General features: G+C 70.8%; 18 protein-coding genes. 9 read left to right on the top strand and 9 right to left on the bottom strand.

Going from position 1 to position 21196, the window contains the following annotated elements; translation table 11 throughout:
• Positions 1-270 precede the first annotated feature (270 nt).
• Positions 271-1875 (top strand): protein kinase domain-containing protein, encoded by a 1605-nt coding sequence (locus ACQB60_RS40205; RefSeq protein WP_496931050.1) that lies wholly within the window; start codon positions 271-273, stop codon positions 1873-1875.
• An 83-nt stretch (positions 1876-1958) separates the two neighbouring features.
• Here the strand turns inward: ACQB60_RS40205 and ACQB60_RS40200 are convergent, their stop codons facing one another.
• Both ACQB60_RS40200 and ACQB60_RS40195 read right to left on the bottom strand, forming a co-directional pair.
• Positions 1959-2393: a pyridoxamine 5'-phosphate oxidase family protein gene (locus ACQB60_RS40200; RefSeq protein ID WP_384829321.1), complete on the bottom strand. Its 435-nt coding sequence runs from the start codon at positions 2391-2393 to the stop codon at positions 1959-1961.
• Positions 2394-2540: 147 nt separating this feature from the next.
• Positions 2541-3200 (bottom strand): response regulator, encoded by a 660-nt coding sequence (locus ACQB60_RS40195; protein ID WP_496931049.1) that lies wholly within the window; start codon positions 3198-3200, stop codon positions 2541-2543.
• A 358-nt stretch (positions 3201-3558) separates the two neighbouring features.
• Between ACQB60_RS40195 and pdhA the strand changes: the two genes are divergently transcribed.
• From pdhA to ACQB60_RS40180, 3 genes are read left to right on the top strand one after another with little or no spacing between them, the layout of a single operon-like run.
• Positions 3559-4821 carry a pyruvate dehydrogenase (acetyl-transferring) E1 component subunit alpha gene (gene pdhA / locus ACQB60_RS40190; protein WP_496931048.1) on the top strand — a complete coding sequence of 421 codons (1263 nt, stop codon included), beginning with the start codon at positions 3559-3561 and terminating at the stop codon, positions 4819-4821.
• Between the two features lie 2 nt (positions 4822-4823).
• The gene (locus ACQB60_RS40185) at positions 4824-5804 is read left to right on the top strand and encodes an alpha-ketoacid dehydrogenase subunit beta (RefSeq protein WP_496931047.1); all 981 of its coding nucleotides are present in this window, start codon (positions 4824-4826) and stop codon (positions 5802-5804) included.
• A 33-nt stretch (positions 5805-5837) separates the two neighbouring features.
• Positions 5838-7241, top strand: coding sequence for a dihydrolipoamide acetyltransferase family protein (locus tag ACQB60_RS40180; protein ID WP_496931090.1), 1404 nt, complete (start codon positions 5838-5840; stop codon positions 7239-7241).
• 110 nt (positions 7242-7351) lie between these two features.
• On the opposite strand, the gene ACQB60_RS40175 is transcribed toward ACQB60_RS40180, so the two are convergent.
• The gene (locus ACQB60_RS40175; protein ID WP_496931046.1) at positions 7352-8260 is read right to left on the bottom strand and encodes a D-alanyl-D-alanine carboxypeptidase family protein; all 909 of its coding nucleotides are present in this window, start codon (positions 8258-8260) and stop codon (positions 7352-7354) included.
• A gap of 223 nt (positions 8261-8483) precedes the next feature.
• Between ACQB60_RS40175 and ACQB60_RS40170 the strand changes: the two genes are divergently transcribed.
• Positions 8484-9146, top strand: a complete 663-nt coding sequence (locus tag ACQB60_RS40170) for a GntR family transcriptional regulator (protein ID WP_496931045.1) — start codon at positions 8484-8486, stop codon at positions 9144-9146.
• Positions 9143-10462 carry an MFS transporter gene (locus ACQB60_RS40165; RefSeq protein WP_496931044.1) on the top strand — a complete coding sequence of 440 codons (1320 nt, stop codon included), beginning with the start codon at positions 9143-9145 and terminating at the stop codon, positions 10460-10462. The genes ACQB60_RS40170 and ACQB60_RS40165 overlap by 4 nt, the downstream gene beginning before the upstream one ends.
• Before the next feature lie 16 nt (positions 10463-10478).
• Here ACQB60_RS40165 and ACQB60_RS40160 read toward each other — a convergent pair whose 3' ends face one another.
• Positions 10479-11303 (bottom strand): maleylpyruvate isomerase family mycothiol-dependent enzyme, encoded by an 825-nt coding sequence (locus ACQB60_RS40160; protein ID WP_496931043.1) that lies wholly within the window; start codon positions 11301-11303, stop codon positions 10479-10481.
• Between the two features lie 146 nt (positions 11304-11449).
• Here ACQB60_RS40160 and ACQB60_RS40155 point away from each other — a divergent pair, with 146 nt between their 5' ends.
• Positions 11450-12343, top strand: a complete 894-nt coding sequence (locus ACQB60_RS40155; RefSeq protein WP_496931042.1) for a carbon-nitrogen family hydrolase — start codon at positions 11450-11452, stop codon at positions 12341-12343.
• A 206-nt stretch (positions 12344-12549) separates the two neighbouring features.
• Positions 12550-14715 (top strand): L-type lectin family protein, encoded by a 2166-nt coding sequence (locus ACQB60_RS40150; protein WP_496931041.1) that lies wholly within the window; start codon positions 12550-12552, stop codon positions 14713-14715.
• 81 nt (positions 14716-14796) lie between these two features.
• On the opposite strand, the gene ACQB60_RS40145 is transcribed toward ACQB60_RS40150, so the two are convergent.
• From ACQB60_RS40145 to ACQB60_RS40125, 5 genes are all read right to left on the bottom strand, one after another.
• Complete coding sequence (locus ACQB60_RS40145) at positions 14797-15735, bottom strand: FKBP-type peptidyl-prolyl cis-trans isomerase (RefSeq protein WP_496931040.1); 939 nt, start codon at positions 15733-15735, stop codon at positions 14797-14799.
• Between the two features lie 136 nt (positions 15736-15871).
• Entirely contained in the window at positions 15872-16846 is a 975-nt protein-coding gene (locus ACQB60_RS40140; protein WP_496931039.1) for a hypothetical protein, read from the bottom strand.
• Positions 16847-16984: 138 nt separating this feature from the next.
• Entirely contained in the window at positions 16985-17815 is an 831-nt protein-coding gene (locus ACQB60_RS40135; protein WP_496931038.1) for a hypothetical protein, read from the bottom strand.
• A 32-nt stretch (positions 17816-17847) separates the two neighbouring features.
• Positions 17848-18231: a hypothetical protein gene (locus tag ACQB60_RS40130; RefSeq protein ID WP_496931037.1), complete on the bottom strand. Its 384-nt coding sequence runs from the start codon at positions 18229-18231 to the stop codon at positions 17848-17850.
• Between the two features lie 105 nt (positions 18232-18336).
• On the bottom strand, positions 18337-19332 hold the full coding sequence (locus ACQB60_RS40125) for a hypothetical protein (protein WP_496931036.1): 996 nt from the start codon (positions 19330-19332) through the stop codon (positions 18337-18339).
• A 320-nt stretch (positions 19333-19652) separates the two neighbouring features.
• Between ACQB60_RS40125 and ACQB60_RS40120 the strand changes: the two genes are divergently transcribed.
• A complete protein-coding gene (locus ACQB60_RS40120) occupies positions 19653-21176 on the top strand; it encodes a hypothetical protein (RefSeq protein ID WP_496931035.1) in 1524 nt (507 codons plus the stop codon).
• Positions 21177-21196 lie beyond the last annotated feature (20 nt).

Raw genomic sequence — 21196 nt, 5'->3', positions numbered from 1 at the left:
CCGCGGCTGGTGATCGATTACCGCTATTCCAGGCCAAGTCTGCCCGAGGACGATGACGCGTCAAGCTCGGTGCCCGTTCCGTGACCGTACGCGCAAGAAGCGTCTCGGAAGCGTTACAAGTTTGCGCGAAGGGGCCTGTGGGGGGTTGGATGTCCGGTCCACCTCGGACCGGCATGCCCCGCGAAGGCTGTAGCGTGGCACGGCGGAGACCCCTGTACCGCGACGTACGCAATCAAGACGTACCACGATCAGAAACGACGGCGAGGACTGATGGCACAGACGCAGCGCGCTCAGGGCCCGTCCGACCCCGAGGCGACTGGCGGCGGTATGTCAGACGCGCCGGAGATGTGGGGCAACGGCGGGCTTGTCGGCGATGGCCGATATCGACTCACCCGGCGGCTCGGCCGGGGCGGCATGGCGGAGGTGTTCGCCGCCGAGGACGTCCGGCTCGGGCGCATGGTCGCGGTCAAGCTGCTCCGCTCCGATCTCGCCGAGGACCCGGTCTCCAAGGCCCGCTTCACGCGCGAGGCCCAGTCCGTCGCGGGCCTCAACCACCATGCGGTGGTGGCGGTCTACGACTCGGGCGAGGACCAGGTCGGGCCGAACATCGTCCCGTACATCGTCATGGAGATCGTCGAGGGACGGACGATCCGGGACCTGCTGATCAACGCCGAGGCCCCCGGGCCCGAGCAGGCGCTGATCATCGTCTCCGGCGTCCTGGAGGCGCTCGCCTACTCGCACCAGCACGGCATCGTGCACCGCGACATCAAGCCCGCGAACGTGATCATCACCAACACCGGTGCGGTGAAGGTGATGGACTTCGGCATCGCCCGCGCCCTGCACGGCGCGCAGTCGACGATGACGCAGACCGGCATGGTCATGGGCACCCCGCAGTACCTCTCCCCCGAGCAGGCGCTCGGCAAGGCGGTCGACCACCGCTCCGACCTGTACGCGACCGGCTGTCTGCTCTACGAACTGCTTGCCCTGCGGCCGCCGTTCACGGGTGAGACGCCGCTCTCCGTCGTCTACCAGCACGTCCAGGACGCCCCGGTGCCGCCCTCCGAGGTCTCGGACGCGGCGCCGCCGGAGCTGGACGGCCTGGTCATGCGCTCGCTCGCGAAGGACCCGGACGACCGGTTCCAGACCGCCGAGGAGATGCGCGGCCTGGTCCAGTACGGCCTGTCGATGCTCGGCGAGCAGGGCAGCCACACCGGTACGTGGAACACCGGCCCCGTCGACATGGCCGCCATCGGCATGCACGAGGGCGGCAACACCCCGGCGATGGGCGTCGCGGGCACCGCGGCGATGCCGCACCCGGGCGACTCCGGCACCGCGCAGATCCCGGCGCAGCCGATGCTGCGGCAGCCGGGCGGGGACGACGGCGGCTTCGACGGCGGATACCGCGACGGCGGGCGCGGCAAGGGCCGGGGCAAGATGTGGCTCTTCGCGGTGCTTGCGATCATCGCGATCGCGGCGGGCGTCGCGTTCGCGCTGCAGGCGACGCATAAGAAGGAGAAGCCCGACAACGGCCCGACGTCGCCCTCCACGAAGCAGTCCCAGTCGGACAAGCCGAGCAAGAGCGCGGACGACGAGACGACGGACGAGGAGACGGACCCCGGCGGCGGCACCGGCGGCCAGTCCGAGTACAGCCCGCCGCCCTCGCACAACACGCCGTCGCAGAACCCGTCGCCGAGCGACAGCCAGCCGACGGACCCCGAGACCACGCCCTCGGACCCGGAGACGACCCCGTCGGACCCGGAGACCACTCCCTCGGACCCGGAGACGGAGCCCTCCGACCCGGAGACGTCGGCCGACGGCGGCAGCGGCAACGGCGGTACGGACGAGGGGTCGTTCGGCGGGCCCAACGGGGCCTGAGCCACGGACATGCCATAAGGGCGCGGAACCCGACCGGGGTTCCGCGCCCTTATGCGTGTGGTGCTCAGGTACGTGTGTGCCGCTCAGGCCAGCCGCAGCACCCGCTGGCGTTCGCCCGCGCCCTGCAGGGTGTTCACCGTGACCATCTGCGGCTCGATGCGCAGATAGACCGGGTCGAAGGGCTCGCCGTCGACGAAGCGCGGGCCCGCGCCGAAGAGCTCCAGCTCCGCGGTGGTCGGCTCGATCGCCTCGCAGGTGCCCACGAACTGGACGGACCAGCCGCCGTCGTGCGGGGTGCGGGGGCTGAAGTTGTCGGAGCCGTACGCCACCACGCTGCCGATGCATGCCTGGTGGTGGCCGTAGCCCTTGTGCATGCGCAGCAGGATCCGGCCGTCGATGACGACGTGCCGGGCGAGCGCGAGGAAGGGCAGCGCGCGCATGCTGGTCGCCACGCGGCCGTAGTCGGTTCGGCTGAGCAGTTCGAAGGCGAGCTGTTCGTCGGTGGCGTCGGTGGGCATGACCCCACCATCGTTGACGGACAAGGCGTCGGAAAAGGGGATCCCGCCCCTCGTCCCGGGGACGTAAGTCCTCCCCGTCCCCGGGTAAAGGTCAGGAAAAGACCCGCAAAAATACGGGTCGGCGGGGCAGCGACGCGCGAGCGCGGATCAGTGCTTCTCCGCCTGCATGCGCGCCACATAGGCCGCGGCCTGCGAACGCCGCTCCATGCCCAGCTTGGAGAGCAGGCTGGAGACGTAATTCTTGATCGTCTTTTCCGCGAGGTGGAGACGCTCGCCGATGACGCGGTTGGTGAGGCCCTCGCCGATCAGGTCGAGGATCTTCCGCTCCTGCTCGGTGAGGTTCGCGAGGCGGTCGTCGCCCTTGGCGTTGTTGCCGTCGCGCAGCCGCTCCAGGACGCGGGCCGTGGCGACCGGGTCGAGCAGGGACTTGCCCGCGGCCACGTCGCGCACGGCGGTCAGCAGCTCATTGCCGCGGATGGCCTTGAGGACGTAGCCGGACGCCCCCGCCATGATCGCGTCGAAGAGCGCCTCGTCGTCGGCGAACGAGGTGAGCATCAGGCATTTGATGTCCTCGTTCTGCGAGCGGATCTCGCGGCACACCTCGACCCCGCTGCCGTCGGGGAGCCGGACGTCGAGGACGGCCACGTCCGGGCGCGTGGCCGGGATCCTGACCAGGGCGTCCGCCGCCGTTCCCGCCTCGCCGACGACTTCGATGTCGGTCTCGACGGACAGCAGCTCATGGACTCCGCGGCGCACCACTTCGTGGTCGTCGAGGAGGAATACCGTGATTTTTCCATCTTCGCGCACGGTGTCAGTGTCACACACGAACTCTTCCCGTGCCCGGGGTGGCCGGGATAACGTGCCGGTGTTCCGGCCCCCTGCCAGGCTGTGATCAGTGCTGTGACCAGGAACGGTTTCCCGCTTTCTCGATTTACTTGGAAATCCGAGCAACCATTTACTTGGATTTCCAAGCAAAGTCGCAGGTCAGATGGGGTTTCACAGTTTCGGTATTCACTGGGTAACGTGCATAAGGCAGGGCACTCGCCGGGGCACCTGTCACGCCTGTTCCCGGCCGAGTCGCACCCACCCCCGTGCGCGGGCACGGAGCAGGCGAGCCGTACTGGTTCCCGGCAACCCCGGGGTCCGGACCGACGGAGGAGCACACGTGACCGTGGAGAGCACCGCCAAGAAGGCGGCGCCGAAGAAGGCGGCGGCCAAGAAGGCCACGCCCGCGAAGGCCACAGCCAAGAAGGCGGCGGCCAAGAAGGCCGCACCCCGTAAGGCCACGCGCGCGGTGGCCGCGCAGCCCGAGCTCGTTCAGCTGCTGACCCCCGAGGGCAAGCGGGTCAAGCACCCGAAGAACTCCCCGCACGCCGAGTACGCCGCGTACGTCGACGGCATCACCGCCGAGGAGCTGCGCGGGCTGTACCGCGACATGGTCCTCACCCGGCGGTTCGACGCCGAGGCCACCTCCCTGCAGCGCCAGGGCGAGCTGGGCCTGTGGGCCTCGCTGCTCGGCCAGGAGGCCGCCCAGATCGGCTCGGGCCGGGCCACCCGCGACGACGACTACGTCTTCCCGACCTACCGCGAGCACGGCGTCGCCTGGTGCCGCGGGGTCGACCCGACGAATCTGCTCGGCATGTTCCGCGGCGTGAACCACGGCGGCTGGGACCCCAACAGCAACAACTTCCACCTGTACACGATCGTCATCGGCTCGCAGACGCTGCACGCCACCGGCTACGCGATGGGCGTGGCCAAGGACGGCGCGGACTCGGCCGTGATCGCGTACTTCGGTGACGGCGCCTCCAGCCAGGGAGACGTCGCCGAGTCCTTCACGTTCTCCGCGGTCTACAACGCGCCGGTGGTGTTCTTCTGCCAGAACAACCAGTGGGCGATCTCCGAGCCGACCGAGCGGCAGACCCGGGTGCCGCTGTACCAGCGTGCGCAGGGCTTCGGCTTCCCCGGCATCCGCGTCGACGGCAATGACGTGCTGGCCTGTCTCGCGGTCACCAAGTGGGCGCTCGAGCGGGCGCGCAGGGGTGAAGGACCGGCGCTCATCGAGGCGTTCACCTACCGCATGGGCGCGCACACCACCTCCGACGACCCGACCAAGTACCGCAGGGACGAGGAGCGCGAGGCGTGGGAGGCGAAGGACCCGATCCAGCGCCTGCGCGCCTACCTCGAGTCCGAAGGTCACGCGGATGAGGGATTCTTCGCGGAACTCGAAGCGGAGAGCGAAGCGTTGGGCAAACGAGTGCGAGAGGCGGTGCGGGCGATGCCGGATCCGGAACCGATGGCGATCTTCGACAACGTATATGCGGACGGCCACGCCCTCGTGGACGAGGAGCGCGCCCAATTCGCCGCGTACCAGGCTTCGTTCGCGACTGAGTCCGACAACGGCTCCGCCGTGGGCGGGGAGGGCAAGTAGCCATGGCCGTACAGAAGCTTCCCATCGCCAAGGCGATCAACGAGTCGCTGCGCCAGGCCCTGGAGTCCGACCCCAAGGTCCTGATCATGGGCGAGGACGTCGGCAAGCTCGGCGGCGTCTTCCGCGTGACGGACGGGCTGCAGAAGGACTTCGGCGAGGAGCGGGTCATCGACACCCCGCTCGCCGAGTCCGGCATCGTGGGTACCGCGATCGGGCTCGCGCTGCGCGGCTACCGGCCGGTCGTGGAGATCCAGTTCGACGGCTTCGTCTTCCCCGCGTACGACCAGATCGTCACGCAGCTCGCGAAGATGCACGCGCGGGCGCTCGGCAAGATCAAGCTCCCGGTCGTCATCCGCATTCCGTACGGCGGCGGCATCGGCGCCGTCGAGCACCACAGCGAGTCCCCCGAGGCGCTGTTCGCGCACGTGGCGGGCCTGAAGGTGGTCTCGCCGTCGAACGCGGCGGACGCGTACTGGATGATGCAGCAGGCCGTCCAGAGCGACGACCCGGTCATCTTCTTCGAGCCGAAGCGGCGCTACTGGGACAAGGGCGAGGTGGACACCCAGGCCATCCCCGGCCCGCTGCACAAGGCCCGTACGGTGCGCGCCGGTTCGGACCTGACGCTCGCGGCCTACGGGCCGATGGTGAAGGTCTGCATGGAGGCCGCGGCCGCCGCCGAGGAGGAGGGCAAGTCCCTCGAGGTGCTCGACCTGCGCTCCATGTCGCCCATCGACTTCGACAGCGTGCAGACGTCCGTCGAGAAGACGGGCCGGCTTGTCGTGGTCCACGAGGCCCCGGTGTTCTACGGCTCCGGCGCGGAGATCGCCGCGCGCATCACCGAGCGGTGCTTCTACCACCTGGAGGCTCCGGTGCTGCGGGTCGGCGGGTTCCACGCGCCGTATCCGCCGGCCCGGATCGAGGAGGAGTACCTGCCGGGCCTCGACCGGGTGCTCGACGCCGTCGACCGCTCGCTTGCGTACTGAAAGGAGGGTCCGGCTGTGGTGAACGAGTTCAAGATGCCCGATGTGGGCGAGGGCCTGACCGAGGCAGAGATCCTCAAGTGGTATGTACAGCCCGGCGATTCGGTGACGGACGGCCAGGTGGTCTGCGAGGTCGAGACGGCGAAGGCAGCCGTGGAGCTGCCGATCCCGTTCGACGGGGTGGTGCGCGAGCTGCGCTTTCCCGAGGGCACGACGGTGGATGTCGGCCAGGTGATCATCACGGTGGATGTGGGCGGGGGCGCTGCCGCTTCGGTGTCCGAGCCCGTCGCCGAGGCTCCCGCCGAGCCCGCGCAGGAGGAGGCCCCCACCGGGCGGCAGCCCGTCCTGGTGGGTTACGGGGTCTCCGAGTCCTCCACCAAGCGGCGCGCCCGCAAGCCCGTCCCCGGCCAGGCCGAGGAGCCGCCCGCCGGGAGGTACTACGCGTCCGCCGTACAGGCCGAGTTGAACGGCAGCGCGGCCCCGGCCCCCGCCCCCGCCGCGACCCCTGCCCCGCAGGCGACCGGCGGCGCCCGGCCGCTCGCCAAGCCGCCCGTGCGCAAGCTCGCCAAGGACCTGGGGGTCGACCTCGCGACGGTCACGCCGACCGGCCCGGACGGTGTGATCACCCGCGAGGACGTGCACGCCGCGACAGCGGCCAAGGTGACCGAGGCGCCCGCCCCGCACGTGGTCGAGGAGCCCGCGGCCGCGCCCGCGCCCGCCCCCGTGGCGGCCGCCGACGCCCGCGAGACCCGCATCCCCGTCAAGGGCGTGCGCAAGGCCACCGCCCAGGCCATGGTCGGCTCGGCCTTCACGGCGCCGCACGTCACGGAGTTCGTGACCGTCGACGTGACGCGCACGATGAAGCTCGTCGAGGAGCTCAAGCAGGACAAGGGCTTCGAGGGGCTGCGGGTGAACCCGCTGCTGCTCATCGCCAAGGCCCTGCTCGTCGCGATCCGCCGCAACCCGGACGTCAACGCGGCCTGGGACGAGGCGAACCAGGAGATCGTCCAGAAGCACTACGTGAACCTGGGCATCGCGGCGGCCACCCCGCGCGGTCTGATCGTGCCGAACATCAAGGACGCGCACGCCCAGACCCTGCCCGAACTCGCCGCGTCCCTGGGTGAGTTGGTGTCCACGGCCCGCTCCGGCAAGACGTCGCCCGCGGCGATGCAGGGCGGCACGGTGACCATCACGAACGTGGGCGTCTTCGGCGTCGACACCGGCACTCCGATCCTGAACCCCGGAGAGTCCGCGATCCTCGCGGTCGGCGCGATCAAGCTGCAGCCGTGGGTCCACAAGGGCAAGGTCAAGCCGCGCCAGGTGACCACCCTCGCGCTCTCCTTCGACCACCGCCTTGTGGACGGGGAGTTGGGCTCCAAGGTGCTGGCCGATGTGGCCGCGGTCCTCGAGCAGCCGAAGCGGCTGTTCACCTGGTCCTAGCTCCACACATACGAGAAGGGGTCCGCCACAGGCCGTGGCGGACCCCTTCTCGTACGAGGACTCAGGAGTCAGAACTCAGAACTCAGGAGTCAGGAGTCAGGAGTCAGGTCTCAGGCGACCTTGAAGCCGTAGTCCATCAGCTTCTTCGCGTCCGCCGTGCGCGCGTTGACCGACGACGACGTGAGGACCGTGCCGATCACCGTCTTGCCGTTACGCGTCGCCGCGAAGACCAGGCAGTACTTGGCCTCGGGGCCCGAGCCGGTCTTCACGCCGATCGCGCCGCGGTAGCTGCCGAGCAGGTTGTTGGTGTTGGACCACGACATGTAGCGGTAGCCGCCGGTCTTCGTGGTGACCTTCTGCTTCGTCTTCTTCGTCTTCACGATCGAGCGGAACGTGGAGCTCTTCATCGCGGACGAGGCGATCTTCGTCAGGTCGCGCGGCGTCGAGTAGTTGGAGCCGTTGCCGATGCCGTCGAACGAGTCGAAGTGGGTGTTGCGCAGGCCGAGGTCGCGGGCGGTCTTGTTCATCTTGCCGATGAAGGACTTCACGCGCTTCGCACGGGTGGAGCCGGAGCCGAACTTGTCGGCGAGGGCGTAGGCCGCGTCACAGCCGGACGGCAGCATCAGCCCGTACAGGAGCTGGCGGACGGTGACCTTGTCGCCGACGATCAGGTGGGCCTGCGAGGCGTTGTTGCGCTGCACGTAGTCGCTGTACGCCTTCTGGACCTTCACCTTGGCGTTCAGGTTCAGGTTGCGCTGGGACAGCACCACCTTCGCCGTCATGATCTTGGTGGTGGAGCCCGTGGAACGGCGGGTGTCCGCTGCCTTGGTGTACAGGGTCTTGCCGTTGCCGTTGTTCATCACGAAGCCGCCCTTGGCGACGATCGACGGCTTCGGCGGTGCCGCGGCCTGTGCGGCCGGGGCGATGAGCGCGCCCCCCGCCACGACGGCGCCCGCGGTGAGGATGACGGTGGTGGCCTGCCGCGCGCGACGGCCTCTGCCCGTGATGCCGATGTTCAACTGTTCCGCCCCGAGATGTCTCAATAGTGCAATTGGCCATGAAGGGCGGTCACATGGGAGTACCGCCCTTCCTTATGAGACGTATGAGACACCGCGAAGGATGTACGGTTCCGGGCTTTGCGGGTCTTTGCCCTTCCGGGCAGCCCGGTGGGGGCGGCTCGCTGCCCGTCCCGCATTCTGGACCGCTCTCCTCATGCGTACGTGTTGTATCTATGCTGTGCGCATGCCAGCCGCCCCTGCCCCCGCCCTGAAGCCGCCCCCCGCCGCCGAGCGCGTGTACGCGCACGTCAAACAGGCGGTACTGGAACGCCGCTACGAGGGCGGCACGCTGCTCACGGAGGGCGAGCTCGCCGAGGCCGTCGGGGTCTCCCGGACCCCGGTGCGGGAGGCGCTGCTCAAGCTCGAGGTGGAGGGGCTGCTCAAGCTCTATCCGAAGAAGGGCGCCCTGGTGCTCCCGGTCTCCGCGCAGGAGATCGCGGACGTCGTCGAGACGCGGCTCCTGGTCGAAACCCACTCGGTGCGCAAGGCCGCGCCCGCGCCCCCGCAGCTCATCGCGCGCTTGGAGGAACTGCTCGAACAGCAGCGGGAACAGGCCGCCGCCGGGGACTTCGCGGGCGCCGCCACCACCGACCGCTGCTTCCACGCCGAGATCGTCCGCAGCGGGGGCAACGAGATCCTCTCCCGCCTCTACGACCAGCTGCGCGACCGGCAGCTGAGGATGGGCGTCGCGGTGATGCACTCGCACCCGGACCGGATCGCCAAGACCCTCACCGAGCACGGCGAGATCCTGCGGGCGCTGCGCGTCGGCGACGCGGCCGAGGCGGTCGACGTGGTGACCCGGCACGTCGGCTGGTTCCAGAACCTGGCCCAGGGAGCGGTCCGTTGAGCAGTCTCGACGCCCGGGAGGCCCGGCTGCCCGGGGATCCCCCCGGCGGCTCGCGCGCCGTCCTCGTCTGGTCCGTCGGCGTCGCCGTCTACTTCGTCGCCGTCATCTTCCGCACCTCGCTCGGCGTCGCCGGGCTCGACGCCGCCGACCGCTTCCACGTGAACGCCTCGGCCCTGTCGACCTTCTCGATCCTCCAGCTGCTCGTGTACGCGGGCATGCAGATACCCGTCGGCCTCATGGTCGACCGGCTCGGCACCAAGAAGGTGCTGACCATGGGCGTCGTGCTGTTCACGGTGGGCCAGCTCGGCTTCGCCTTCTCGCCCTCGTACGGCATGGCCCTCGCCTCGCGCGCGCTGCTCGGCTGCGGTGACGCGCTCACGTTCATCAGCGTCCTGCGCCTGGGCACCCGCTGGTTCCCGGCCCGCCGCGGGCCGCTCGTCGCCCAGCTCGCCGGACTCGTCGGCATGGCGGGCAACCTGGTCTCGACCCTGGTGCTCGCGCGCCTGCTGCACTCGGTGGGCTGGACCGCCGCGTTCGCGGGCAGCTCGCTCGCCGGGGCCGTCGTCCTCGTACTCCTGCTGCTCTTCCTGAAGGACCACCCGGAGGGGCATGCGCCGGATCCGCTGCACCATGCCGAGCACACCGGGGCCGCCTTCGTGCGCCGTCAGATAGCCGCGTCCTGGCGGGAGCCCGGCACCCGGCTCGGCCTGTGGGTGCACTTCACGACGCAGTTCCCGGCGATGGTGTTCCTGCTGCTGTGGGGGCTGCCGTTCCTCGTGGAGGCGCAGGGGCTCTCGCGCGGGACCGCCGGGGCGCTGCTGACCCTCGTCGTCGTCTCGAACATGGTGATCGGCCTGGTGTACGGGCAGATCGTGGCCCGGCACCACACGGCGCGCGCCCCCATCGCGCTCGGCACGGTCGGCGTGACCGCCACGATGTGGGCGGCCACGCTCGCGTACCCCGCGGAGCACGCGCCGATGTGGCTCCTGGTCACCCTCTGCGTGGTCCTCGGCGCCTGCGGACCCGCGTCCATGATCGGCTTCGACTTCGCCCGCCCCGCGAATCCGCCGGAGCGGCAGGGGACGGCCTCCGGCATCGTGAACATGGGCGGCTTCATCGCCTCCATGACCACGCTGCTCGCGATCGGCGTCCTCCTCGACGCCACCGGCGACAACTACCAGCTCGCCTTCTGCTCGGTCTTCGTCCTGGAGGCGCTGGGGGTCTCACAGATCCTGCGGCTCCGCAGGCGGGCGGTCGCGCGGGAGCGGGAACGGCTCGTGGCCAGCCGGGTGGAGATGGTGCACGTTCCCGCGTAGCGCGTAGCGCGCGGCGTCAGGGTGTGACCGCGAACTCCCGCAGGATCGCCTCGCCCAGCTCCTGGTCCCCGTCGACCTTCACCCTGTCCGCCACCGACGCGTAGGTGACCCGGCCGCAGGCCAGCCTGAAGTACGTCTCCCAGTCGAGGCTGAACGTGACGAGGGGGCCGAGCGAGGGGGCGTTGTCCACCGTGCCCTGGCCCTCGGCGTCCACGCGGACCGTGCGCAGGAACTCGACGGGGCCGCTCACGTCGAAGACGACCGCCGAGTTCGCCGGGGCGCCGGCCTTCTTGGCGACGACCTTCGGCAGCCCGTGCAGGAGCAGGTCCCGGGCGACGTACGCGCCGGGGGAGTCGAGGTTGCCGGGCTTGTTCAGGGTGGTGCGGAGGTCCTGCTCGTGGACCCAGACGTCGAACGCCCGCATGCGCGTGGCCAGTTCGAGGGTGACCTCGCTGCCGAGGGGGCCGCGGATCTTGGTGCCCGGCTCCCGCGACTCGTTCCGCAGCTGGCGGGAGCGGCGGATGATCGTGTACTCCAGCTCGGAGGTCATCTCCGGCGCCGTGTGGTGGCGGCGGACGTCGACCTGCATCTCCATGTACCGCTGGCCCTCGGTCTGTACGTGGTACAGGTCGCGCGGCAGGGTGTGGATGGGCCGCGGGTCGCCCAGCATCTCGCAGTCCAGACCGATGACATGGGAGACGATGTCGCGCACCGACCAGCCGGGGCAGGGCGTCGCCCAGCTCCACTCCCCCTCGGCGAGCGGGGTGACCAACTCGGATATCGCTTCCACGGAGTGGGTCCAGGCATCGGCGTAGGTTTGCAGGCTGGGATGGAGACTCACGGGACCCCTCGGCGGTCGTACGCGGGCGGTGGGTGTCTGGAACGATAAGTTACGCCGCCCAAAGGCACCCCGGCAGAGCTTTCGTGTGACGATCGTAGGCTGTTCCCGAAGGTAGCCCAGGGCTCGAATGCCAGGACGGTGGTACTGTGCGCGCTTCGCTGATCCAGATCGCTGCAGACGAGGACGAATCGGTCAACTCCCGCCGGGGGCGCGTGGCTTCCCGCGTGCGCGAGGTGGCGGCTCGGGAGGGACTCGAGGGCGACGGGCTGATCGTGCTGCCCGAGTTGTGGACGACGGGCGCCTTCGCCTACCGGTCCTTCGCCGCCGACGCCGAGCCGCTCGAAGGCCCCACGTACGAGGCGATGGCGAAGGCCGCGAGCGAGGCCGGGGTCTGGCTGCACGCGGGCTCGATCACCGAGCGGGCCGCCCCCGAAGGCGGCGCCCCCGAAGGCGGCGCCCCCGACGGCGGCTCCGCCGAGGGGGAGGGCGCCGGGAAGGGTGCCGGGGAGGGCGCCCTCTACAACACCTCGCTCGTCTTCTCCCCCGACGGTGAACTCGCCGCCGCCTACCGGAAGATCCACCGCTTCGGCTTCGACAAGGGCGAGGCCGTCCTGATGGCCGCGGGCACCGAACTGGCCACCGTGCGGCTGCCGGAGACCACCCTCGGCCTCGCCACCTGCTACGACCTCCGCTTCCCCGAGCTCTTCCGGGGCCTGGTCGACGCGGGCGCCGAGACCCTGGTGATCCCCGCGGGCTGGCCCGAGCGGCGCCGCGCGCACTGGACGCTGCTGGCCCAGGCGCGCGCCGTGGAGAACCAGGCGTACGTCCTGGCCTGCGGCGCCGTCGGCACGAACGGCGGCGTGGAGCAGGCCGGGCACAGCATCGTCGTCGACCCCTGGGGCGAGGTGCTCGGCGAGGCGGGCGCGGGCGAGGAGGTGCTGACCGTGGACCTGGACCTGGGCAAGGTGGCCAGGACCAGGGAGCAGTTCCCGGCGCTCAAGGACCGGCTGCTCGGGGTGGCCGCGCCCGATAGGGCCTGAGTGGCCCCGCCCGCCAGGTCCTGACAGGCCCTGGCGGGGCCTGATGTGCCCTGGGGCTCTCACTCGCTTGGGCTTCGCCGATCGCGGCATCCCGGGCCCGGTGTTCTGATGATCGAAAAGCTGGTCACTGTGTGCAGTCAACTGCATACAGAACGTAATCCATCAGACACGTGGCAGGGCTCGGTGCGCCCAAGGAGGCACCCCACATGACGGACATTGGACATGGTCGCGCAAGCAGAGCCGGGAAGGTCAGAGCACGTCTGACCGGACCGCTCGGCCTTGCCACTGCGGTGGCGCTCGGACTCTCGCTGGCCGCGCCGCAGCAGGCGGTGGCGGACGAGATCGCCAGTGAGTCGTTCACCGGCACGACGATCGACACCAACAAGTGGTTCAGCGGCGCCACCGGACCGGACGACCCGACCGGCTACGGCTGTCTCACGGCGGCCACCGGAGAGAAGGCCCCCCTGAAGGCGTGTCAGACGCCGGTGGGCGACAAGCCCGGACAGGGCGCGCTGCGACTCACGACGAACAAGGGGAAGCAGACCGGGTTCGTCGCCACCAAGAACACCTTCCCGTCGCGCGCGGGCATGAAGTTCACCATCGACTTCGCCGCCTACGACCCGACCACGAAGGACGCCGCCGACGGCATCTCCCTGATGCTCCTCGACGGCACGGCGCCCATGCCCAAGGCGGGCGGCATCTACGGCGGCGGTCTCGGCTACACCGGGATCAAGGGCGGTTACCTGGGCGTCGGCCTCGACGTCTTCGGCAACTTCACCAAGCAGGCGTACGGCTCGGGCGGCACCCCCAAGCGGATGCCCAACTCCATCACGGTGCGCGGCGCGACCTCGGTCGACAACCCCATGGTCGCCACCTACCAGTCGGGCCGGAAGCTGGCCGTCACCACGGCCAAGACGCGCACCGAGGCCGTCCGCACGGCCAAGATCGAGCTGTCGCCCGCGGGCAAGCTCGCCGTCGCCATCGACTTCCACGACGGCCGCGGCTGGCGGGACGTCATCGAGCCCCTCGACCTCGACGACATCAAGGGCCAGCCGAAGGTGCCCGAGACCTTCCGGCTCGGCTTCGCGGCGTCCACCGGTGACAGCACCGAGATCCACGAGCTGTGGAACGGAAAGCTGGAGACCCTCGACCCGAAGCTGTCGACGACGGTCGTGCCGACGGGCCCGGTGAACGCGGGCCAGGACGCCGAGTTCGAGATGACGACCGCCAACGACAAGCTGGCGGGCCCCACCACCGGCGAGGTCACCACCACCCAGACCTTCCCCGAGGGCGTCACGCCGGTCTCGGCGGCGGGCGACGGCTGGAAGTGCGAGATCAAGGGCCAGACGGTCACCTGCAAGCGGCCCGACACCCTCAAGCCCGGCGAGAAGTACCCGCCGGTCAAGGTGAAGACGAAGGTCGCGGGCGACGCCAAGGGCGACAAGACCGTCACCTCGCAGGCCACGACTCCGGGCAGCGGCCCCGCCGTCCCCGACACCAGCAAGTTCACGGTCACCCCGGCCAAGGGCCCGGACCTGACCGTCACCACCAAGCCGGTCGGCGACGTGGTCGGCGGCCAGAACGCGGGCTACACGATCGACGTCGCGGACAAGCCCACGGCCGGTCCGACCAACGGCGAGGTCAAGGTCGTCCGCACCTTCCCGAAGGGCATCACCCCGGTCTCGGCCGCCGGTGACGGCTGGAAGTGCGCCATCGCCGGACAGACCGTCACCTGCACGCGTCCCGGCACCGGAGCCGATGTGCTCAACCCGGGCAAGTCCTACCCGACCATCAACATCGGCACCCGGGTGGCCGACGACGCCAAGGGCGACCTGACCGGCACCACCGAGACCACGACGCCGGGGCAGCAGCACCCGGCGGGCCCGGTGAAGGACACCACCACGGTCAAGCCGGCCCCGGTCAAGGACCCGAACCTGACGGTGGCGACGAAGCCGGTCGGCGACGTCGTCGCGGGCAAGCCCGCCAAGTTCCAGGTCGACGTGGACAACGCGAAGGACGCGGGCCCGACCCGTGGCCGGACCGTCGTCACCCGCACCTTCCCTGACGGGGTCACGCCGACCAAGGCGTCCGGCGACGGCTGGGAGTGCGTCATCGGCGGCCAGACGGTCAGCTGTCAGCGTCCCGACGTGCTGAAGCCCGGCGGCAAGTTCCCGCCGATCAGCATCGAGACGAAGGTCGACAAGGACGCCAAGGGCCAGCTGGAGGGCGCCACGGACTTCACCACGAAGGGCGACCCGAACAGCGGCTCCAAGGTCTTCGACACGTTCGTCGTGAAGGAGAACGCGAACCAGGACATCAGCTGTGGTGGCTGGGTCGAGGGGCTGAACCGCGCGGGCAAGCCGTGTGAGTGACCCCCTTCGGTAGTACACGAACCGGCCCCCGGAGCCTGGTGCTCCGGGGGCCGGTTCGCGCGTACGGGGGGGGGGGTGCGCTCAGCGCGCGTCCAGGATGTCCACCACGTACGCGACCGGGCGGTTCTTCGGCGCCGCGAGCCCGCCGTCGGTGTGCGTGAACCCGGGCCGGTGCCCCGCCGGGACGGTGAGCAGGACCCGGCTGCCGACGCGCCGCCCCGTCAGGCCCTCGTACCAGCCGGGAAGCAGCGCCCGGTCCTTGAGCAGGAAGCCGTTGGGGCCGCTGCGCCGGTACGTCGAGTTGAAGGAGCCCTTCTTGCCCCACTCGACGCCGCTGAACTGGACGACCATCCGCTGCCCCGGCTTCAGCTCCGGGCCGGTACCCGCGACCAGGGTGCGGGCGGCGAACTTCTTCGGGGCCGGGCCCCAGTCGGAGAGGACCGGCTCCTGGCCGGGGCGGACCGAGACGGCCGGGTGTGCGGAGGCCGCGCCGGAGGCCGAGCTGCCGCCGCTGACCTGCTGCTTGGGGTCGTAACCGCCGATCACGTCGAAGACGAGGACCATGTGGTCGCTGGGCTTGACCTGGGCGGGTGCCATGCCGTTGGGGCCGAAGCCGTGCGTGGCCGGGGAGACGAGGAGGACGCGGCTGCCCGCCTTGCGGCCGATCAGGGACTGGTCCCAGGTGCGCGCCACGTGCTTGCCGTCGAGGACCGCGGTGGTGGGCTGTTCGAGCCGGTAGGTGTCCATCAGCGGCTTGCCGGACTCCCACAGGCGCATGTCGACGTCGGTGACGATGACCTGGCCCTTGCGGGTGACGGGCCCGTCGCCCTCTTTCAGGACGGTCATGCGGGCCTGCTTGGGGGCGGGCAGCTTCGGCATGACGACGGTGGGCCGCTTGCCGAACTCGCCGGAGACGGTGGGGATGTTCTTGGGCCCCGGGTCCGCGCAGCCGGACACGAGGGCCGCGGTGGCGAGGAGCAGGGCGGCACGGGCGAGGCGATGGGGGGTGCGGGGGATCATCGCGGCCTCCTTCAGGCGGTTCGGGTGGGGGGACCACCACCTTTGCCGCCGGGGCGCGCGGGGCCTCGGACCGCACGCGAAAAGCCGGGTGCCGTACGCCCTTTCGGCGTACGGCACCCGGCTTTTCGCGTACCGGTTATCCGTTGCCGACCGGCGGGGCGAACGGGGCGCGGGTGCGCACCTCGGGCACCCCGGCCCGTGTCGTCGCCCGCTCCGCGGTCTTCGGGGCCGGCTTGGCGAACTTGTCCGTGATCTTCGGATCACGGATGACGGCCGCGTGCCCGATCGTCACGTCCGCGACCTCGGTGCCGAGCACGGAGGCGTGGATCGCGTTGACGTAGCCGCTGGTGGCCTTGGGGTTGTAGGCGTACTTGCCGTTCTTGCCGAGCGTCGGCATGCCCTTCTCGTCGGTCGTCACCTGCTCGTTGGTGGTGGCGAGGACGAGCGGGGACTTGCTGTAGTCGTCCGGCACGCGCACGCCCAGGTTGACCGCCCAGATCGGCGGGATGTCGACCATGCGGACGCCGCCGATGGAGATGTAGCCGCGGGCCGCGCCGCCGGTGAACTCCACGGCCTTGGCGGGCTTGGAGTACGCGGAGACGGTGATGCCCTCGACGTGTACGCCGATCGGGGAGAGCTGGGTGTCGCCGGTGGGGCTGGCGATGTACGGGATGCCGACGTCGACGGCGCCGCCGCCCGCGTCCGCGTACACCTCGCCGCGGGCCGGGACGTCCGGGCCGCCCGAGGTGGACGAGGGGTGGCTGTGCCCCATGGCCCGTGAGTACAGGGCCGAGACCTGCCCGATGCCCACGCCGCCCGGCGCCAGATTGACGAGGTCCTTGCCGCCCGCGTGCTGCTTGGGGGCCTTGGGGGTCGTCGGGTAGTGCGACTCGAAGAGCGCGGCGTTCACGATCTTTCCGAGTCCCTTGACGCCGACGACCCAGGCGTCCGCCTGGACGCAGTCGTCGGTGTCGACGACGGTTCCCCAGTCGTCGACGCCGATCGGAGCGGCTGCTTCCGCGTGGGCGGGGAGTGCGGCCGCCGCCACCGCGGTCAGGGCGATCCCCGCTGTCAGCAGGGCACGCGGCCCCTGAGTGCGCCATGAGGCCATGGCCGACCCTCTCTTTCGATCCAAAGTGATGACCACTGTTAGTGAAAGGTTCGCTACACAGAGCGATGTGCGCATGTCGTAGCGGCCATCCGGGGGTGCGAGCCACTAACCTCCGCCCGCTCCGGCGCCCGGGACACCTCAGTCGCTCCTGATGACCGCCGCGTGGGCCACGGTCATGTCGGTGGGCTCGGGGGTCAGGAGCGTCATGTGGGCGGCGTTCACATAGCCGCTCGTCGCGTGCGCGTCGCGCCGGTAGCCGCCGAGTGCCGCGGTGCTGGGGTGGCCCTGCGCGTCCGTGGTGATCTGCTCGTTGAGGGTCACCAGGGCCTGCGCGGGCAGCAGCGGGTTGGCGGGGACCCGCAGGCCGGTGTTGGCGGCCGGGGCCTCCTTGAAGGTGCGCAGCTTCGTCCCGTACGCGCTCACGCTGCCGCTCCGCGTCGTCGTGGCGAGGGCGAGCGGCTTGCCCCGCGCGGAGGACGCGGAGGCGTCGGCGCCGGTCAGCTCCAGGGCGAGGACGGGCGGCGGCGCCGAGGGCCTGCCGGGCTTGGTCAGATAGGGCAGGCCGAGCGTGACCTGCTCCAGGTGGGAGCTCGCGGTGACGGTGCCCTTGCGCTCGGCGGTGGCGGAGCGCACCCCGCGCAGCGAGCCGAACGTGTAGCGGCGGGTGGCGAGTGGGTACGTGCGCTCGGGCGCCGAGCTGACCAGGGCGGGGGTGCCGGGGGCCGCGGGGTGGTGGGCCTCGGCGACGCGGATGTCGTCGCCCACGCCGCGGCCGAGGACCCGGAGGCTCCAGGCGTTGGCCTGCGCGGGGGCCGACAGGTCGAGGACGGTGCCCCAGTTGACCGGGGGCGGTGGGGAGGGGTCGGCGGCCGCGGCGGGGGCGACGGCCGCGCCGAGCGCCGTCACCGCGGTGAGCGCGGCGGCCGCGGCGAGCGCCGTGCGGGCCGCGCGGCGGGTGGGAGTGGGCATGACGGGGGGCTCCTCGGCTGGGCGATGGGGGGTCAACTCGTGGGGTCGGTAGGGGAGTCGGGCTTTTCGGCGGCGGGCTTCTTGATGCCGAAGACGCCGTTCCAGATGTCGGTGGCGCCGTGGATCATGTCGCCGACGCCGGTGCCGATGGCCTGCCAGAAGTCGTCCACGATCGTGTGCGGCTTGTCGGGCTCGGTCGGCTCCGGCTTGCCCGGGTCGGACGTGGCCGGGGTGGTGCCGTCCTTGCTCACCGGCACCCCGGCGGGCGGCGGGAACGGCGGTGGTTCGGCGTGGGCGGCGGCGTGGGCGGCGGCTGTGCCGCCCAGGAGCAGCGTGGTGGCGAGCGCCAGCGGGGCGGCGATACGCAGCGGCGTACGGCTGGGCGACGTGCGGAAGGACGACGTACGGAAGAACACAGAGGTGGCCCCTCTCGGTCGGGAATCCGGTGCGGTCGGGGAAACCGGTCCGGCCGCCGCGCGTCCGCAGGCGGGACGCGCGGCGGCCGGTGGACGGCGGAACGGTCAGGACGTCTTCGGCACCATGGGCTTCATGGGCTCCGTGGGCTTTGTGGGCTTCATGGGCTCCATGGCGTCCTTGGCCAGGTCCGCGAGGGTCGGCAGCTTCTTCGGGAGCTTCGGGACCAGCGAGTCGGTCTTGGCGGCGTCCCGGATGACGGCGGCGTGGGCGACCGTGATGTCCGCGACCTCCTGGCCCAGGACGCTCACGTGGATGCCGTTGACGTAGCCGCTGGTGGCCTTCGGGTCGTACTTGTAGTCGCCGTCCTTGCCGAGCGTCGGCACACCCTTGTTGTCGGTGGTGATCTGCTCGTTGGTCATGGCGAGCGCGATCGGGGCGCCGGTCTTGCCGCTCGGGATGTTCAGGCCGAGGTTGACCGCCCACAGGCGCGGGATGTCGATGAGGCGCTGGCCCGCGATGGAGAGGTAGCCGCTGGCCGCGCCGCCCTCGAACTGCACCGGCTTGCCGGGCACCGCCATGGCGTGCACGTCGATGGCGTTGATGTGCAGCCCGATGCCGGAGAGCTGGGTGCCCTCGGGCGTCGTGGGCTGGATGTAGGGCACGCCGACGTCGACCGAGGCGGCACCCGCGCCGCCGTACGCGACACCGGGAGCGACGACCTTGCCGCCCGAGCTGTTGGCCGGGGTCGAGTTGGTCATGGCCCGCGAGTAGAGCGCGGACGCCTTGCCGAGGCCGAAGCCGCCGGGCGCGAGGTTGATCAGCTCCTTGCCGCCGGCCTCGTCCTTGGGCGCCTTCGGGGTGGTCGGTGAGGCGGACTCGAAGAGCCGCGCGTTGACGATCCGGCCGAGGCCCGTGACGCCGATCAGCCAGGAGTTGGCCTGGACGCCGTCCTTGGTCTTGACGACGGTGCCCCAGTCGTCGGGGCCCGGCCCGTCGCCGACCGGCGCGGCCTGCGCCGTGCCCGCCACCGTGACCGCCATTGCCGCTGCGAGCCCGGACGCGACGACCGCGCGCAGACCCGAGGTGCGCCATGCAGACATAGCCACCTGTTCCCTTCGTTACGGGTGAAGGCCGGGTGATCGCTGCGATCGTTCGGCCACTGTGCGTAAGAGGAACATCGCGTTATGTGGCGCGCATGCGGTGGCTGGCCATCCGGGGAGCCGCCGTCCGGGTGCCCCCGGCCGGTACCCGCTCTGTTCCGGGCCGGTCTCGGATTCATGGGGATTTTGTGACCTTGGGCAACCATTGGGGCGCCCGGTAGGTCAACTGGCGTGAACGTGCGGTGAATTGCGCCGTACGTTCACGCCACCCCTCACCGGCACTGTCCCGGTGCACCTCCGATCGCAAGGGAACACGCCGCATGTCACGCGCACGTCGCCGGAGCCGCAGCAGCGCCCGGCTCGCCACGCCCCTGATAGCCGCAGCCCTCCTCGGCGGCGGTCTCACGGCCTGGTCCTTCGGGTCCGACCACGCCGACGCCGCCCCAGCGAACGCCAAGGGAGCCGCCGACAAGGCGGACGACTTCAACGGCGACGGCTATGCCGACGTCGTCGCCGGAGCCCCCGGCGCCACCATCTCCGGCAAGGCCAAGGCGGGCTATGTCGCGGTGACGTACGGCTCGGCGAAGGGCCTCGACCCCGCCCACAAGAAGCTCATCAGCCGCTCCACCGCGGGCGTGCCCGGCTCGGCCACCGCGAAGCAGGGGTTCGGCACCAGCTTCACCAAGGGCGACCTGGACAAGGACGGCTACAGCGACCTGGTCATCGGGTCCGGGGACGCCAAGGCCGGCTCGGTCATCCTGTGGGGCTCCGCCTCGGGCCTGACCGGCGGGACCAAGATCGACACCTTCGGGCTCAACCCGCAGGCCGGTGACTTCGACGGCGACGGCACCACGGACCTGGCCCTGTTCACCAAGGTCAGCGCCTTCGGGGACGACCCGGCCGACCAGCAGGCCCGCCTGTGGAAGGGCCCGATCAAGCGCACCGGCAAGCCGGCCACCACCCTCGACTTCATGGACAAGTCGCTGTGGTGGAGCTACGACACCGACCAGCGCCCCAACCCGAACTGCTCCCCGCTGCCGGGCCGCACCGACACCTGCGTCGACGGTCCGGGCTCCGTGGAGGGCCCGGTCGTGCCGAAGGCCGTGGGCGACATCAACGGCGACGGCCGCGACGACATCGCGATGAACGACTACGCCGGTGACGGCGAGTGGGGCAACAGCGTCCTGTACGGCTCGCCCACCGGCTTCACGCGGGGCGACGCCCCCGGCTCCCGCGGCGCGCTCGCGGTGGGCGACATCAACGGCGACCACTACGACGACGTGGTGGTGGGCGACAGCGACTACGAGTCCAAGGTCCAGGTCGCGTTCGGCTCGAAGAAGGGCCTGCAGCTGGGCGAGGGCGACGTCCAGAAGTTCGACCAGGGCCTGCCCGGCTTCCCCGGCGCGGAGGAGAGCGGGGACCGTCTCGGCGCCTCGGTCGCCGTGGCCGACGTGACCGGCGACGGCTACGCGGACGTGGCCCTGGGCATCCCGGGCGAGGACGTCGGCAGCGTGACCGACGCGGGCTCGGTCGCGGTGCTCCACGGCTCTGCCGAGGGCGTGACCGGGACCGGGGCGCAGGTGTTCCACCAGAACACCGCGAACGTGCCCGGTGTCGCCGAGAAGGGCGACGAGTTCGGCGCGGCGGTGGCGCTGGCCGACTCCAACGGCGACGGCCACCGGGACCTCGCGGCCTCGTCCGTGAAGGAGAACGCCAACGCCGGTGCCCTGTGGTCCCTGCCGGGGACCGCGTCCGGGGTGACCGCGACCAAGTCGGTGGCGTTCGGCCCCAAGGACGTCGGCGGCCCGTACGCGTCGGCGCTCTTCGGCAGCGCCCTGCGCTGACCGTCCGACCAGCCGGTAAC

The sequence above is a fragment of the Streptomyces odontotermitis genome (assembly GCF_050510915.1).
GTDB lineage: Bacteria > Actinomycetota > Actinomycetes > Streptomycetales > Streptomycetaceae > Streptomyces.
This window is presented reverse-complemented; position numbering and strand designations above follow the sequence as displayed.